This is a genomic window from Pseudescherichia sp. AS216 (assembly GCF_037152055.1).
GTDB lineage: Bacteria > Pseudomonadota > Gammaproteobacteria > Enterobacterales > Enterobacteriaceae > Pseudescherichia.
Window position 1 is genome coordinate 287,106 of record NZ_JBBCMV010000001.1, and the last position, 16,410, is coordinate 303,515.

Below are 16,410 nucleotides of genomic sequence, written 5' to 3' on the forward strand. Positions count from 1 at the left end.
TTTCTATGGAACAGCTGCGGAGGGAAAAGTCTGGCAGCGGAGAATAGCAGTCTTGAAGATCGTGTCAATCTTCTAATGCGTTAATCACAGGCTTAGCGATACAGTCCCTGCTGCACAATGTAGTCGAGCACGGCGGGCGGGAGCAGATCGTCACAGGGCTGGCTCTGCCGCAGCCGCTGACGGATTTGCGTGGCAGAGATGTCAAACCACGGAGTCTGCGCGAGAAAAATCTTTCCGGCGGGCAGGGTATGCAGCTCGCGGGCATCGGGGGTGAGATGCTGCTCTAGCCAGCGCTGGTGCGCTGCATCGCGCATCGCCAGCGCATAGCCGGGACGGCGGCAGACAATCAGATGACAGTAGTTAAGAATCGTGTCGTAGCGGTACCAGGTGGGGAAGCTGAGCAGCGAATCCTGGCCGATAATAAACGCCAGCGGGCGGGATGGGCCGCTCTCCTGACGCCATATCTCCAGCGTTTCCGCCGTGTAAGACGGCGTGTCGCGCTGCAGCTCCCGCTCGTCGAGGGTAAACAGCGGACGGTCGCCTATAGCCAGCGCCAGCATGGTTTTACGCTGCTGGCTGGTGGCCTCCGGCTGCGGGCGGTGGGGCGGCACGTTATTGGGCATAATGATAACCCGTGCGAGGTTAATGGCCTCTGCCAGCGCCTCCACAGGTAGAAGGTGGCCGTAGTGGACGGGATCGAAGGTCCCGCCAAACAGCGCCTGTAGCGAGTTCATATCATCCATCGATAAAAACGTCCGCCAGTGTCTTATGACAGAGTAGCAGAGAGAGCCCTTCCAGCTCGGCCCAAACCGACTGGCCGTAGTCCTGCTTTACGGTGAGCTCGGTGCGGCTCAGGAGATGCACAGCCTGGCGAAGCTGGGCATGGCTCAGGCGGTTTAGCGCCTCGGTGGTGACGGCGCGGCGGTTCTGCCACACCCGGTGTTTATCAAAGAGAGTACGCAGCGGGGTCTGCGCCATCTGGCGCTTTAAGGTCACCAGCTGCAGTAGCTCACGCTGCAAGGTACGCAGGAGGATCACCGGCTCGCTGGCCTCAAGCTTCAGCTGCTGCAAAATATGCAGGGCGCGCTTGCTCTTGCCTGCCAGCAGGGCGTCCACCCAGTGGAACGGGGTAAAGTGCGCGGCATCGTTCACGGCCTGCTCAACGCGGGGCAGGGTGAGCTTGCCGTCGGGCCAGAGCAGGGAGAGACGATCCAGTGCCTGGGCCAGCGCCAACAGGTTACCCTCATAGCAGTAGCAGAGCAGCTGGTTCGCAGCGTCATCAAGCTGAAGATGGTTCTGTTTTGCGCGGTTGGCAACCCAGCGCGGCAGCTGCGCCTGCTCCGGCGTCTGGCAGGTGACCAGTACGGCACGGTTAGCTAAAGCGGTAAACCAGGCGGCATTCTCCTGCGCCTTAGTGAGCTTATTGCCCCGCACGATCAGCAGCAGATCGTCATGCAGCAGCCCTGTCAGGGTAGCCAGCTGTTCATTGATGGCCGCATTGGGCCCGTTGTCCGGCAGCTGGAGTAACAGCGTCTGGCGGCTGGCGAACAGGCTCATGGCCTGGCAGAGGGAGAAGAGTGCGGTCCAGTCGGTGCTGGCATCCAGCGTAACGGTGTGGTGCTCATCAAAGCTCTGGGCGGCGGCGGCCTGACGCACCGCATCCTGGCTCTCCTGCAGCAGCAGCGGATCGTTGCCAAGCAGCAGATACGCCGCGCGCAGCCCTTCATTGAGCTGCGCGCGGAGCTGTTCAGGGTACAGCTTTAACATCAGTTACCCAGCGTGGTTGAGACGCGGGAGGAGGTGTCGGTCGCTTTGGCTTCTGCTTTGGCTTCCGCAATCTTCTCCTGCTTCTCCGCCGTTTGCACGCTTGGCAACTGACGGATCAGCTGCTGGGCGGCTTTATCGTACATCTCCGAAATAATCATCTCCTGCTCGGCATCTTTCGCCAGCGCGGTCTGCGGGTTATCGAAGAATGAACGATAAACTTTGGTATGCAGCGGATAGATCCCCTGACCAGGGATCAGCACCGAGGCCTGGACGCTCATTACCATCTGGTACTCAGCCGTACGGCCGTCGCGGAAGATGGACGCGGTGTCCTGACCTACAGACGAGCCCAGCAGACGGAAGGAGGGAATATCCTGACGTACAGAGCTCTTCTCTACCAGCGTCACACCGTTCAGGCGCAGCTGCGCGCGTATCGCGCGGCTGAGCGGGCCGTTAGGATCCCCTGAGTCGAAAATCATCGTTTTCATCTCATCAGGAATGGCTGAGTTGTTGCGCAGGTGCCAACCACATCCAGCGGTGGCCAGCACCGCCAATGACAACAAGAGTGTTGTTAGAAATCGCACGCTTCCTCCCGCGCTTAGCCAACGACCAGATTAAGCAGTTTACCTGGCACGTAAATCACTTTACGTACGGTAACGCCATCAAGATATTTTGCTACCAGCGGCTCCTGACCTGCACGCTCGCGCACCTGCTCTTCGCTGGCGTCGACCGGCACGGTGATTTTACCGCGTACTTTACCGTTCACCTGTACGACCACCAGGGTGGTGTTCTCGACCATTGCCTGCTCATCCGCCACCGGCCACGGCGCGGTGTCGATATCGCCTTCGCCTTTCAGCTCGTGCCAGAGGGTGAAGCTGGCGTGCGGGGTGAACGGGTTCAGCATACGCACCACAGCCAGCAGCGCCTCCTGCATCAGGGCACGATCCTGCTCGCCTTCCAGCGGCGCTTTCGCTAGCTTGTTCATCAGCTCCATGATCGCCGCAATGGCGGTGTTGAAGGTCTGACGGCGACCGATATCGTCGGTCACTTTAGCAATGGTTTTATGCACGTCACGACGCAGCGCCTGCTGGTCTTCACTCAGCGCGGCAACGTCCAGCGCCGGAGCATCGCCCTGCGAAGTGTGCTCGTAGACCAGTTTCCAGACGCGTTTCAGGAAGCGGTTTGCCCCCTCTACGCCAGATTCCTGCCACTCAAGGGTCATATCCGCCGGGGAGGCGAACATCATAAACAGACGCACGGTATCCGCGCCGTAGCGCTCTACCATCTCCTGCGGGTCGATGCCGTTGTTTTTCGACTTGGACATCTTGCTCATGCCGGTATACACCAGCTCATGACCCGCCGCGTCCTGCGCCTTCACGATGCGGCCTTTCTCGTCGCGTTCAACGATGGCCTCTTTCGGGGAGACCCAGTTACGCTCGCCGTTTACGCCTACGTAGTAGAAGGCATCTGCCAGCACCATGCCCTGACAGAGCAGCTGCTTCGCTGGCTCATCAGAGTTCACCATGCCTGCATCGCGCATCAGCTTGTGGAAGAAGCGGAAGTAGAGCAGGTGCATGATGGCGTGTTCGATCCCGCCGATGTAGATATCTACCGGCAGCCAGTAGTTGGCGGCGTTAGGATCCAGCATCCCCTCGTTGTACTGCGGGCAGGTGTAGCGCGCATAGTACCAGGAGGACTCCATAAAGGTGTCGAAGGTGTCGGTTTCACGCAGCGCAGGCTGGCCGTTGACAGTGGTTTTCGCCCACTCCGGATCGGCTTTGATCGGGCTGGTAATGCCGTCCATCACCACGTCTTCCGGCAGAATAACCGGGAGCTGATCTTCCGGGGTCGGCAGCACGGTGCCGTCTTCCAGGGTCACCATGGGAATGGGTGCGCCCCAGTAACGTTGACGGGATACGCCCCAGTCGCGCAGACGGAAGTTAACCTTACGCTCGCCGACGCCGTTAGCCGCCAGCTTGTCGGCAATGGCGTTAAACGCGGCTTCGAAGCCCAGACCGTCAAACTCACCGGAGTTAAACAGCACGCCTTTTTCAGTCAGCGCCTGAGCGCTGAGATCCGGCTCGGTGCCGTCGGCCGCGAGGATAACCGGCTTGATCTCTAAACCATATTTAGTGGCAAACTCGTAGTCGCGCTGATCGTGGCCCGGAACGGCCATCACTGCGCCGGTGCCGTACTCCATCAGTACGAAGTTCGCTGCCCAGACCGGGATCGCTTCGCCGGTCAGCGGGTGAATAGCGCGCACGCCGGTGTCGACGCCTTTTTTCTCCATGGTCGCCATGTCCGCTTCGGCAACCTTAGTATTGCGGCATTCGGCAATGAAGTCACCCAGCGCCGGGTTATAGGCCGCCGCCTGGGTGCTCAGCGGGTGGCCCGCGGCAACCGCCAGGTAGGTAACGCCCATAAAGGTGTCTGGACGGGTGGTGTAGACCGTCAGCTTGTCGTCGCTGTTCTCGACGTCAAAGGTGATCTCAACGCCTTCAGAGCGGCCGATCCAGTTGCGCTGCATGGTTTTAACGGTGTCCGGCCACTGGTCCATATGGTCCAGGTCGTTCAGCAGCTCGTCAGCGTAGGCGGTGATTTTGATAAACCACTGCGGGATCTCTTTACGCTCAACCTTGGTGTCGCAGCGCCAGCAGCAGCCGTCGATGACCTGCTCGTTAGCCAGCACGGTCTGGTCATTCGGGCACCAGTTCACCGCTGAGGTCTTCTTATAGACCAGGCCTTTTTTATACAGCTCAGTGAAGAACTTCTGCTCCCAGCGATAGTATTCCGGGGTGCAGGTCGCCAGCTCGCGGCTCCAGTCGTAGCCAAAGCCCAGCATCTTGAGCTGGTTTTTCATGTAGTTGATATTGTCGTAGGTCCACGGCGCGGGCGCGGTGTTGTTCTTCACGGCTGCACCTTCCGCCGGCAGGCCGAACGCATCCCAGCCGATGGGCTGCAGAACGTTTTTGCCCAGCATGCGCTGATAGCGGGAGATCACGTCGCCAATGGTGTAGTTACGCACGTGGCCCATGTGTAGCCGGCCAGAAGGATAGGGAAGCATAGAGAGGCAGTAATACTTCTCTTTGCTCTCATCTTCAGTGACTTCAAATGTGCGCTTCTCTTCCCAGTGAAGCTGGACTTTGGATTCTATCTCTTCCGGGCGGTATTGCTCTTGCATGGCAGCCAGTGGTCCTGTTTTCGATACAGCTACAAGCGTAGCATTAAGATGTGTTGTTCAAGATCCGCATAGCATAGCCCAAACGCCAGTTTCAAAACAGCCTTTCGCGCTGACGGTGATGAAAAGGGCTGACGGGCATCCTTGCACGAATTTACACAGGCTGTGGCAAAGGTAGCAAAGCGGCGGAAAAATAAGGTCTATTATTAGAAGACGTTACCCAGCCCGGAGGCGAAAGGATGAACAAGGTTGCTCAGTATTATCGTGAACAGGTTGCGACGCTGACCGAGCGTTTGCGCAGTGGCGATCGGGATATCGATGCGCTGGTAGAGCAGGCGCGGCTGCGCGTCACCCAGACGGGCGAGTTAACGCCAACCGAGGTCGAGGAGCTGACGCGTGCCCTGCGTCGCGATCTCGAAGAGTTTGCCCGCAGCTATAGTGAAAGCCAGGGGGAGGTCACTGACAGCGTCTTTATGCGGGTGATTAAAGAGAGCCTGTGGCAGGAGCTGGCGGACATCACCGATAAAACCCAGCTGGAGTGGCGCGAGGTGTTTCAGGATCTGAACCATCACGGGGTCTATCACAGCGGCGAGGTGGTGGGATTAGGAAATTTAGTGTGTGAGAAGTGCCACTATCACCTGGCGGTCTACACCCCGGATGCGCTGCCGCTCTGTCCGAAGTGTGGCCACGACCAGTTCCAGCGTCGGCCGTTTGAACCCTGAGTATTGCGGTAATGCTCGGTGGGCACGGTGCCAGGTGTAGGCCCGGTAAGCGTAGCGCCACCGGGCATCTCTGTGCCGATGCAGTAATGCCGGGCGGCACTGCGTTTGCCCGGCCTACAGTGTCTAGTGCGGTTTGAAGGTGCAGTACCCCTCTCTGGTTTAGTGCAGGATCTTAGCGAGGAAATCTTTTGCCCGCTCGGATTTAGGATTAGCGAAGAAATCCTCCTTAGCGGAGTCCTCGACGATTTTCCCCTCGTCCATAAAGATCACCCGGGTCGCAACCTTGCGCGCAAAGCCCATCTCATGGGTCACCACCATCATGGTCATCCCCTCCTGCGCCAGCTCCACCATGACGTCCAGCACCTCGTTGATCATCTCGGGATCGAGGGCAGAGGTGGGTTCGTCAAACAGCATCGCTACCGGATCCATGCACAGGGCACGGGCAATGGCCACGCGCTGCTGCTGGCCGCCTGACAGCTGGGCCGGGAACTTATCGGCGTGGGCGGAAAGACCGACGCGCTCCAGCAGCTTGAGGCCTTTCTCACGTGCCGCCGCCTTGTTGCGCTTCAGAACCTTTACCTGGGCGAGAGTCAGGTTTTCGATAATCGACAGGTGCGGGAACAGCTCAAAGTGCTGAAACACCATCCCGACGTGAGAGCGCAGCTCGGCAAGATTGGTTTTCTTATCGGTGACCCTGGTGCCGTTTACCAGGATCTCCCCCTGCTGTACCGGCTCCAGACCGTTGACGGTTTTAATCAGCGTTGACTTACCGGAGCCGGACGGCCCGCAAACCACCACCACTTCACCTTTTTTCACTTCCGTGGAGCAGTCGGTTAGCACCTGAAAGTGACCATACCATTTTGAAACGTTTTTCAGGGAAATCATTAAACTGTCCTTTTCTTCAGATAGCTGACCAACAGTGAAGCACTGAGACTAATTGCAAAATAGACGACGCCGGCAAAGAGGATCATCTCTACCTGAGTACCATCACGCTCACCAATGGTGGATGCGGTACGGAAGAAGTCTGCCAGGCTGAGCACGTACACCAGCGAGGTATCCTGGAACAGGACGATCCCCTGGGTGAGCAGCAGCGGCACCATGGCGCGGAAGGCCTGCGGCAGGATGATAAGCTTCATCGACTGCCAGTGGGTCATCCCGAGTGCCAGCGCCGCGCTGGACTGCCCGCGAGAGATACTTTGAATACCGGCGCGGATGATCTCCGAGTAGTAGGCAGCCTCAAACATCGAGAAGGCGACCATCGCCGAGATCAGGCGGATATCGGTGGTCGGCGACAGTCCGAGCACGTTTTGCAGCAGTCCCGGCACAATCAGATAGAACCACAGCAGCACCATTACCAGCGGAATAGAGCGGAACACGTTGACGTAGGCGGTGGCAAACCAGGCGAGCGGCTTAAAGCTCGACAGGCGCAGCACCGCCAGAATGGTGCCCCAGACAATGCCGACCAGCACTGCGGTAATGGTAATTTTCAGCGTGATGACCAGCCCGTCCAGCAGGTAGGGCATCGCCGGGATAATAGAACTCCAGTCAAATTCGTACATGGTTATTTGCTCCCCATATTGCCCGGCAGGCGAACTTTACGTTCCACCAGATTCATTACCAGCATAATGAAGGCGTTAATCAGCACGTAGGCGAGGGTGATCGCGGTAAAGGATTCCCAGGCGTGGGCAGAGTAGTCCAGCAGCTTGCCCGCCTGCGCGGCCATATCCACCAGCCCAATGGTCGAGGCGATGGCGGAGTTTTTCACCAAGTTCATCATCTCGGAGGTCATCGGCGGCACAATCACGCGGTAGGCGTTGGGCAGCAGCACGTAGCGGTAGGTTTGCGGCAGCGTCAGCCCCATTGCCAGCCCGGCGTTCTTTTGCCCGCGCGGCAGCGACTGAATAGCGGCCCGCACCTGCTCACAGACGCGCGCGGCGGTGAACAGTCCCAGACAGATCATCGACGAGAGGAAGAACTGAATATTCGGGTCGAGCTCTGACTTAAACCACATACCGAGATCTTCCGGCAGCAGCTCAGGCACCACCAGGTACCAGGTGAAGAACTGCACGATCAGCGGAACGTTACGAAACAGCTCAACGTAAAGGGTACCGAGCCCGGAGAGGAAACGGTTGGGCACGGTGCGAAGAATACCGAACAGCGAGCCGACAAGAAAGGCGATGATCCAGGCGGTAATCGACAGCGCGACCGTGACCTGAAAACCGCTCCACAGCCAGCCTAAATAGGTGGTGTTGCCGAACGGGGCCTGTTGCAGAAAAATACCCCAGTTCCAGTCTATTGACATACATGTACCTCAGAAAAAAAAGGGTAGCAGCGCTACCCTCGAAGATTGGTGAGAAGCTTTACGCACCTTTTTATGCGTAAGCGTCGCGCCGGATGGGGGAACGACCCTCCAGCGTCTAGTCTGTCCGTGCTTCCCGTCAATCGAGAGGGCGATAGTCGCCCTGTGTTTCTAGTTAGTTAAGTGCTTTATCGTTTGGCGTTTTGAACAGGGTCTGCATCTCGTTAGAGAGCTCGAAGTTCATGTTCAGGTTTTTCGGTGGAATAGGGTTCTTGAACCACTTATCAAACCACTTCGCCGCTTCGCCGGAGGTTTGCGCCTGGGCGATGGTGTCATCCATCAGCTTTTTAAACTGTGGATCATCTTTACGCAGCATGCAGCCATAGGCTTCTTGAGACTGCGGCTTGCCGACGATCTCCCAGTTGTCCGGCTTCTTCGCTTTCGCCCGCTCGCCAGCCAGCAGGGCATCATCCATCATAAAGGCCACTGCGCGGCCGCTCTCCAGGGTGCGGAAGGAGTCGCCGTGATCTTTCGCGCTGATGATGCGCATATCCATCTTCTGCTCGTCGTTGAGCTTGTGCAGCAGCACCTCAGAGGTGGTACCGGAAGTCACCACCACCGCTTTGCCTTTCAGATCCGGGAAGTCCTTAATGGCTCCGCCTTTTTTCGCCAGCAGACGGGTGCCGACCACGAAAATGGTGTTAGAGAAAGCGGCCTGCTTCTGACGTTCAAGGTTGTTAGTGGTGGAACCACACTCAAAGTCAAAGGTGCCGTTCTGCAGCAGCGGAATACGGTTCTGGGAGGTGATCGGGATCAGCTTGACCTGCAGATCGGGTTTGTTCAGCTGTTTTTTAACCGCTTCAACAATCGCGTTGGAGTAGTCCTGTGAGTAGCCAACCACTTTCTGCTGGTTGTCATAGTAAGAGAACGGGACGGAAGACTCACGGTGGCCGACCACGATCACACCGTTTTTGGCAATTTTATCGAGCGTGCTTCCGGCAGCTGGCGCTGCTGCGTCTTCGGCATGGGCCAGACCGGCGCTCATTCCCACTAACAGCATTGCCGCGGTCAGTTTACGTAATTGCATATCCAACTCCTTCGTCATCAGCGCCAGGGACGCATTGATACCCAGTGTGTGTGTTTGTGTTGTTATATCCTGCAGCACAAGCATGCAGTGTTATGCGTGTTTGTTAACATTTAGTGTGGCTTGGTGTAAACATTTTGCTGCTTTATTGTTTCGTTTTGCGAAGCGCACCGCACCATTTCGAGGCAGAAAACATCGCTTGCACCTTTTTAGTGCTTTGGATGTTCACGGCTGGTGCACCGTAATAGCGCATCGGCAACAATTCGCAGCTGCCTGATATTAATAAGCAATTGCTGTGCCAGATTGGAATATGCAGAGGTGATGATGAAGGGGGGGCCCGGCAAGCGGAGTGCCGCCGGGCAATGAGAAAGGATTATTTAACGCGACGCTGACGCAGGCTAATCACCACTGCGCCAAAGCCGAACAGCGCGGTGAGGATCCACACTGGCCAATTGCCCATACGGGCATACGGCGTCAGGCCAGTGGTCGGCGTAACCTTAGTGGTCAGCACCTGGCGGGTGAACTGCGGCAGCATGGCCTGAATTTCACCCTGCGGGCCAATCACGGCGGTAATGCCGTTGTTGGTGCTGCGCAGCAGCGGCCGCGCCAGCTCCAGCGAGCGCATTCTCGCCATCTGGAAATGCTGCCACGGACCGATGGATTTACCGAACCAGGCATCGTTGGAGATGGTCAGCAGGAAGTCGGTGTTTGGCCGGAAGTTGTCCCGCACCTGCTCGCCGAGGATGATCTCATAGCAGATGGCCGGGGTCAGCGCGAAGCCGTGGGCCGAAAGCTGCGGCTGCACGTAGGGACCGCGGCTAAACGAGGACATCGGCAGATCGAAGAACGGCGCCAGCGGTCGCAGAATAGACTCCAGCGGCACGAATTCGCCAAACGGCACCAGATGGTTTTTGTTGTAGCGATTCGTGGAGTTGTAGCTATACGCGCTCTCTTTGCCCAGCGTAATGATGGTGTTATAGGTGTCGTAGCGGTTCTGCTTGTTCAGGCGCGCGTCGACGATGCCGGTAATTAGCGTCGTGTCCTTGGCCCGCAGCAGATCGTCCATCGTGCTTAAGAAGCGCTGCTGGTTGATCTCCAGATCCGGAATGGCTGACTCCGGCCAGATAATCAGCTGCGACTTGCCCATCTCCCGCTCGGTAGCGTTGAGATAGATATTAAGCGTATTCTCCAGCTGCCCCTCATCCCACTTCAGTGACTGTGGAATATTGCCCTGCACCAGGGAGACCTGGGTGGTGCGCTCCGTTACCGGCGTAAACCACTGGATGTAGCGCAGCGGGAAGGGCAGGGCAAAGAGCACTACCGCCACCGCCAGGGTGCGCCAGCTGCGGTGAGCCGCCGCCAGCACCAGCAGGCCACTGACCACCATCAGCAGGAAGGTGATCGCCTCGACGCCCATCACCGGGGCCAGCCCCTTCAGCGGGCCGTCAATCTGGCTGTAGCCAAACTGCAGCCACGGGAAGCCCGTTAATACCCAGCCGCGCAGGAACTCGGTGAGCTGCCAGACCACCGGCGCAGCGATGGCGACGCGGATGACACTGGTACGCGGCCACAGGCGAGAGAGGATCCCGGCGAACAGCCCGGTATAGAGCGACAGATAGGCCGCCAGCAGTACCACAAGAAAGACGTTGACCGGCCCCGGCATGCCGCCAAACTGGGCGATGCTAACGTAGACCCAGTTAATCCCGGTACCAAAGAGACCAAATCCCCACGCATAGCCAATCGCTGCCGCCTGTAGCGGGCGACGGTTAAGCGTCAGCCCTTGCAGGCCGATAAGGGAGATAAGCGCGGCAGGCCAGAAGTCATAAGGAGAAAAAGCCAGCGTTCCGCTGGCTCCTGATATTAGCGCCAGCAGCAAACGCATGCGCTGACGCTCAAACAGTGAGGCAAATACCATTTACATTACTCGTCCAGGTGGATTACTCGTCCAGTTTAGGCTGCGCTGCGTCTTCTGGCATTTTTACGTGAACCTGAATAATACGACGGCTGTCGGCCATGGCGACCTTAAACTGGTAACCATCGATGTCGATGGATTCGCCCCGCGCTGGCAGATGGCCAAAGGCCTGCATCACCAGCCCGCCGATGGTGTCTACCTCTTCATCGCTGAAGTGGGTACCAAAGGACTCATTGAAATCTTCAATAGAGGCGAGGGCGCGCACCGTCCAGGTGTGACGGCTCAGCTGACGGAAATCGATATCTTCCTCTTCGTCGTACTCATCTTCAATTTCGCCGACGATCAGCTCAAGTATATCTTCGATGGTCACGAGGCCCGAGACGCCGCCGAACTCATCAATAACGATAGCCATATGGTAGCGCTGTGAGCGGAACTCTTTCAGCATCCGGTCAACCCGTTTGCTCTCCGGGACGACAACCGCCGGACGTAGCACTTTCTCCATGCTGAAGGCTTCGGCATCGCTGCGCATAAAGGGCAGCAGATCCTTGGCCATCAAAATCCCTTCGATGTGATCCTTATCTTCGCTGATCACCGGGAAGCGGGAGTGGGCAGACTCGATAATCACATCGAGACACTCATCCAGCGTCTGGTTACGTTTCAGGGTGATCATTTGCGAGCGGGGGATCATGATGTCGCGAACGCGCTGGTCGGCAATATCCATCACCCCTTCAAGCATGTCGCGCGTATCTTCGTCGATAAGCTCGTTCTGCCCGGAGTCACGGATCAGCGCCAGAAGTTCGTCACGGTTTTTAGGTTCGCCGTGAAAGAGCTGGCTCAGTAAGAGGGAGAAGAATCCCTTTTTGCTGCTGTTAAGTGGGTCGCTACTGTGTGAATTGTCGTCGCTCATGGCGTCGTATGGGTTCTCATGTTAATAAGTGTGTTGTCCGGCGCGCAAACTCAGCGCCAGACGGCTCAGGCGTAGCCAGGCTACTCCTTCTCGGCAATGTACGGATCCTCATAGCCCAGAGCAAGCATTATCTCTGTTTCCAGGCTCTCCATCTCTTCGGCTTCGTCATCTTCAATATGATCGTAGCCCAGCAGGTGCAGACTGCCATGCACCACCATGTGCGCCCAGTGCGCCTCCAGCGGCTTTTCCTGCTCGCGGGCCTCCTGCTCAACCACCTGGCGGCAGATGATCAGGTCGCCGAGCAGCGGCAGCTCGATGCCCGGCGGTGCCTCAAACGGGAACGAGAGCACGTTGGTGGGCTTGTCCTTGCCGCGATAGGTCAGGTTAAGATCGTGGCTCTCCGCCTCATCCACGAGGCGGATCGTCACTTCGGACTCCTCCTGAAACTGCGGGATCACCGCGTTCAGCCAGCCCTGAAACTGTGCTTCGTCTGGCAGGCCGCTCGCGTCTTCACACGCCAGCTGTAAATCGAGGATCACCGAACTCATTTTTGCTCATGCTCCTGATGCTGGGCTTCGCGCTTACGCTCGGCGGCCAGCTCGGCTTTACGTTTCTGCTCTGTCTCTTCCCACGCCTCATAGGCGGTCACGATGCGGGCAACCACCGGGTGGCGTACCACGTCTTCGCTGTGGAAGAAGTTAAAGCTAATCTCATCGACCTCTGCCAGCACTTCAATAGCGTGGCGCAGGCCGGATTTGGTGCTGCGCGGCAGGTCGACCTGGGTAATATCCCCGGTGATCACCGCTTTCGAGTTAAAGCCAATACGCGTCAGGAACATCTTCATCTGTTCGATGGTGGTGTTCTGGCTCTCATCAAGGATGATAAACGCATCGTTCAGCGTGCGGCCGCGCATGTAGGCCAGCGGCGCAACTTCAATCACGTTACGCTCCATCAGCTTCTCGACTTTCTCAAAGCCCAGCATCTCAAACAGCGCGTCGTACAGCGGACGCAGATACGGGTCAACCTTCTGGCTGAGATCCCCCGGGAGGAAGCCAAGCTTCTCACCAGCTTCTACCGCCGGACGGGTCAGCAGAATACGGCGAACGTCCTGACGCTCCAGCGCATCCACCGCGGCGGCGACGGCAAGGTAGGTTTTCCCTGTCCCTGCTGGCCCAATGCCGAAGGTGATGTCATGGTCGAGAATATTGGCAATGTACTGCGCCTGGTTTGGCGTACGCGGTTTGATCACGCCGCGCTTGGTTTTGATATTGACCGCTTTACCATACTCCGGCACGCTCTCGGCGCTCTGCTCAAGCACGCGGGCCTCTTTGATGGCGAGATGGATCTGCTCGGGTTCAATATCCTGCGTTTGGCCGCGCATCGGGGCGGTATCAACGTAGAGGCTGCGCAGGATATCTGCGGCGGCATTCACGCTAAGGGTGCGTCCGGTGAGTTTAAAGTGGTTATCGCGGCGGTTAATTTCGATGCCCAGTCGACGTTCAAGCTGTTTGATGTTGTCGTCAAACGGGCCGCATAAACTCAGCAGACGGGCATTGTCAGCTGGTTCGAGATTGATTTCACGGGTTTCAGTATTCAATCGATTCCTCTTTTACCTGACGGGCCGGATGGAGTAGTGATATGGGGGCAACGGGCGGAAAAAACAAGGCCCGCCGGAGGGGCAGGCCGAGGGGATTAGGGCTGGTAGAGACCGACGCCCAGTTCGTTCTCTTTACGGGTGCGGGCAATGACCGATTCCGGCGTTTCGGTTACGCGCAGGCCCATCTCCGCTTCGGTGCGCACAACGTTACCGCGCAATGAATTAGTATAGACATCGGTGATCTCAACGTCCACGAACTTGCCGATCATCTCCGGCGTACCCTCAAAGTTGACCACGCGGTTGTTTTCGGTACGGCCCGACAGCTCCATAATGCTCTTGCGGGAGGTGCCTTCCACCAGGATACGCTGGGTGGTGCCGATCATTTTGCGGCTCCAGGCCATCGCCTGCTGGTTGATACGCTCTTGCAGAATGTAGAGACGCTGCTTCTTATCCGCTTCCGGCACGTCATCGACCATATCGGCGGCGGGCGTACCCGGACGGGCAGAGAAGATAAAGCTGTAGCTCACGTCAAAATTCACCTCGGCAATCAGCTTCATGGTCTGCTCGAAGTCCTGGGTGGTCTCCCCTGGGAAGCCGACGATAAAGTCGGAGCTGATCTGGATATCCGGACGCGCCGCGCGCAGCTTACGGATAATCGCCTTATACTCCAGCGCGGTATGGGTCCGGCCCATCAGGTTCAGGACGCGATCCGCACCGCTCTGTACCGGCAGGTGCAGGAAGCTCACCAGCTCCGGCGTATCGCGGTAGACCTCAATGATATCGTCGGTAAACTCAATCGGGTGGCTGGTGGTAAAGCGGATACGGTCGATACCGTCGATGGCGGCCACCAGGCGCAGCAGCTCGGCGAAGGAGCCGGTGGTGCCGTCGTAGTTCTCTCCGCGCCAGGCGTTCACGTTCTGGCCCAGCAGGTTAACTTCACGCACGCCCTGCGCCGCCAGCTGGGCGATCTCAAACAGGATGTCGTCGCAGGGACGGCTGACCTCTTCACCACGGGTGTAGGGCACCACGCAGTAGGTACAGTATTTATTGCAGCCTTCCATGATGGAGACGAAGGCGGTCGGGCCATCGGCACGCGGCTCCGGCAGGCGGTCAAACTTTTCGATTTCCGGGAAGCTGATATCGACGATCGGGCTGCGGTTGCCGCGCACGGAGTTGATCATCTCCGGCAGACGGTGCAGGGTCTGCGGCCCAAACACGATATCGACGCAGCGGGCGCGCTGGCGAATAAGATCGCCCTCCTGGGAGGCCACGCAGCCGCCGACGCCAATAATCAGATCCGGGTTCTTCTCTTTCAGGAGCTTCCAGCGCCCGAGCAGATGGAACACTTTCTCCTGAGCCTTCTCGCGGATAGAGCAGGTGTTAAGCAGCAGTAAATCCGCCTCTTCCGCCACCTCCGTCAACTGATAGCCGTGAGTAGCATCCAGCAGATCGGCCATCTTCGATGAATCGTACTCGTTCATCTGACAGCCCCAGGTTTTAATATGGAGTTTTTTGGTCATCGACTTGCTCTATTAAACGCGAGGATTTCAGGCCGCGTATTGTAATGCTTTGGTCGGGCGCTGACCATAGTTCATCTCCCGACCCCATAAAATCGAAAATCCTGTAAACTTAAGGGAATTATAAATAAGGACAATTGACCATGGTAAATCAACCCACTGAAGTAGCCGTCGTTGGCGGCGGGATGGTCGGCGGCGCTCTGGCCCTTGGCCTGGCGCAGCAGGGTTTTGCGGTCACGGTGATCGAGCAGGCCGCACCGCCCGCGTTTGACGCCAGTATAGCGCCGGACGTGCGCATTTCTGCGATAAGCACCGCATCTGTGGCACTGCTGCGCGGGCTGGGCGTCTGGGACAGCGTGCTGGCGATGCGCTGCCATCCGTGGCGTCGGCTGGAGACCTGGGAGTGGGAGAACGCCCACGTGGTCTTTGACGCCAGCGATCTTAAGCTGCCGCACCTCGGTTATATGGTTGAGAACACTGTGTTACAGCGCGCGCTGTGGGATGCGCTGGAGGCCCATCCGCAGGTAACGTTGCGGGCGCCGGCAATGCTCAAGGCGATGCACACTCATGGTCATCAGCATGAGCTGGTGTTTAACAATGACGAGACGCTGCTGGCAAGGCTGGTGATTGGCGCAGACGGTGCAAACTCGCAGGTGCGGCAGTGGGCGGGGATTGGCGTCCACGCCTGGCAGTATCAGCAGTCCTGTATGCTGATCACCGTTGAGTGTGAAAACGCCCCCGGCGACAATACCTGGCAGCAGTTTACCCCGCACGGGCCGCATGCCTTCCTGCCGCTGTTCGACCGCTGGGCATCGCTGGTGTGGTACGACACGCCAGCGCGCATTCGCCAGCTTCGCACCCTGACCATGCCGCAGCTGCAACGGGAAATTGAGACCTTCTTCCCGGCCCGGCTGGGCAAGGTGACGCCGGTCGCGGCGGGTGCCTTCCCGCTGACTCGCCGCCATGCCCTACAGTATGTGAAGCCGGGGCTAGCGCTGGTGGGCGATGCCGCCCACACGATCCATCCGCTGGCGGGGCAGGGGGTAAACCTTGGCTATCGTGACGTAGACGCACTGCTGGAGGTGTTGATTAATGCCCGTAGCCAGGGCGAGGAGTGGGCCAGCCAGCGCGTGCTTAAGCGCTACCAGACGCGACGGATGATGGATAACTACATTATGCAGAGCGGTATGGATCTCTTCTACGCGGGATTCAGCAACAATCTTGGTCCGCTGCGCGTGCTGCGCAACATGGGGCTGATGGCCGCCCAGCGTGCAGGGGTGCTAAAAACCCAGGCGCTGAAGTATGCGCTAGGGCTGTAACGCCGGTGCCGGGGCAGCCCGGCACGCTAATTTTATGGATGGACATGACTAGTCCTGGAGTAGATTGACACTTTTCAGCCCTGTAACGCCCGCAATCTCGCGGGCGTTTTG

General features: G+C 58.1%; 15 protein-coding genes. 2 read left to right on the forward strand and 13 right to left on the reverse strand.

What is annotated here, in order from left to right:
• Positions 1–92 precede the first annotated feature (92 nt).
• Genes nadD through leuS form a run of 4 tightly spaced genes read right to left on the reverse strand, consistent with a single transcriptional unit; the run spans position 93 to position 4,945 of the window.
• Positions 93–743 (reverse strand): nicotinate-nucleotide adenylyltransferase, encoded by a 651-nt coding sequence (nadD, locus tag WFN61_RS01400; RefSeq protein WP_312235244.1) that lies wholly within the window; start codon positions 741–743, stop codon positions 93–95.
• Entirely contained in the window at positions 736–1,767 is a 1,032-nt protein-coding gene (holA, locus tag WFN61_RS01405) for a DNA polymerase III subunit delta (protein ID WP_144813671.1), read from the reverse strand. Before holA ends, nadD begins: the two co-directional genes overlap by 8 nt.
• The gene (gene lptE / locus WFN61_RS01410) at positions 1,767–2,348 is read right to left on the reverse strand and encodes an LPS assembly lipoprotein LptE (RefSeq protein ID WP_144813668.1); all 582 of its coding nucleotides are present in this window, start codon (positions 2,346–2,348) and stop codon (positions 1,767–1,769) included. The genes holA and lptE overlap by 1 nt, the downstream gene beginning before the upstream one ends.
• A 14-nt stretch (positions 2,349–2,362) precedes the next feature.
• Entirely contained in the window at positions 2,363–4,945 is a 2,583-nt protein-coding gene (leuS, locus tag WFN61_RS01415) for a leucine--tRNA ligase (protein WP_144813666.1), read from the reverse strand.
• A gap of 236 nt (positions 4,946–5,181) precedes the next feature.
• Between leuS and WFN61_RS01420 the strand changes: the two genes are divergently transcribed.
• Positions 5,182–5,664: a zinc ribbon-containing protein gene (locus WFN61_RS01420; protein ID WP_144813663.1), complete on the forward strand. Its 483-nt coding sequence runs from the start codon at positions 5,182–5,184 to the stop codon at positions 5,662–5,664.
• 159 nt (positions 5,665–5,823) lie between these two features.
• On the opposite strand, the gene WFN61_RS01425 is transcribed toward WFN61_RS01420, so the two are convergent.
• The 9 genes from WFN61_RS01425 to miaB form a co-directional block, all read right to left on the reverse strand.
• Complete coding sequence (locus WFN61_RS01425) at positions 5,824–6,549, reverse strand: amino acid ABC transporter ATP-binding protein (protein ID WP_144813660.1); 726 nt, start codon at positions 6,547–6,549, stop codon at positions 5,824–5,826.
• Entirely contained in the window at positions 6,549–7,223 is a 675-nt protein-coding gene (gene gltK, locus WFN61_RS01430) for a glutamate/aspartate ABC transporter permease GltK (RefSeq protein ID WP_144813657.1), read from the reverse strand. Before gltK ends, WFN61_RS01425 begins: the two co-directional genes overlap by 1 nt.
• A 2-nt stretch (positions 7,224–7,225) precedes the next feature.
• Positions 7,226–7,966, reverse strand: coding sequence for a glutamate/aspartate ABC transporter permease GltJ (gene gltJ / locus WFN61_RS01435; RefSeq protein WP_042392053.1), 741 nt, complete (start codon positions 7,964–7,966; stop codon positions 7,226–7,228).
• 172 nt (positions 7,967–8,138) lie between these two features.
• The gene (locus tag WFN61_RS01440; RefSeq protein ID WP_186370507.1) at positions 8,139–9,050 is read right to left on the reverse strand and encodes an amino acid ABC transporter substrate-binding protein; all 912 of its coding nucleotides are present in this window, start codon (positions 9,048–9,050) and stop codon (positions 8,139–8,141) included.
• A gap of 370 nt (positions 9,051–9,420) precedes the next feature.
• On the reverse strand, positions 9,421–10,962 hold the full coding sequence (gene lnt, locus WFN61_RS01445) for an apolipoprotein N-acyltransferase (RefSeq protein WP_337037324.1): 1,542 nt from the start codon (positions 10,960–10,962) through the stop codon (positions 9,421–9,423).
• A 22-nt stretch (positions 10,963–10,984) separates the two neighbouring features.
• The gene (gene corC, locus WFN61_RS01450) at positions 10,985–11,866 is read right to left on the reverse strand and encodes a CNNM family magnesium/cobalt transport protein CorC (RefSeq protein WP_042392057.1); all 882 of its coding nucleotides are present in this window, start codon (positions 11,864–11,866) and stop codon (positions 10,985–10,987) included.
• An 80-nt stretch (positions 11,867–11,946) separates the two neighbouring features.
• Complete coding sequence (gene ybeY / locus WFN61_RS01455) at positions 11,947–12,414, reverse strand: rRNA maturation RNase YbeY (RefSeq protein ID WP_144813644.1); 468 nt, start codon at positions 12,412–12,414, stop codon at positions 11,947–11,949.
• Positions 12,411–13,463: a PhoH family protein gene (locus WFN61_RS01460; protein ID WP_144813642.1), complete on the reverse strand. Its 1,053-nt coding sequence runs from the start codon at positions 13,461–13,463 to the stop codon at positions 12,411–12,413. Before WFN61_RS01460 ends, ybeY begins: the two co-directional genes overlap by 4 nt.
• Before the next feature lie 95 nt (positions 13,464–13,558).
• Complete coding sequence (gene miaB, locus WFN61_RS01465) at positions 13,559–14,983, reverse strand: tRNA (N6-isopentenyl adenosine(37)-C2)-methylthiotransferase MiaB (RefSeq protein ID WP_238083724.1); 1,425 nt, start codon at positions 14,981–14,983, stop codon at positions 13,559–13,561.
• Positions 14,984–15,123: 140 nt separating this feature from the next.
• Here miaB and ubiF point away from each other — a divergent pair, with 140 nt between their 5' ends.
• A complete protein-coding gene (gene ubiF, locus WFN61_RS01470; protein WP_257756893.1) occupies positions 15,124–16,299 on the forward strand; it encodes a 3-demethoxyubiquinol 3-hydroxylase in 1,176 nt (391 codons plus the stop codon).
• Positions 16,300–16,410: the final 111 nt, after the last annotated feature.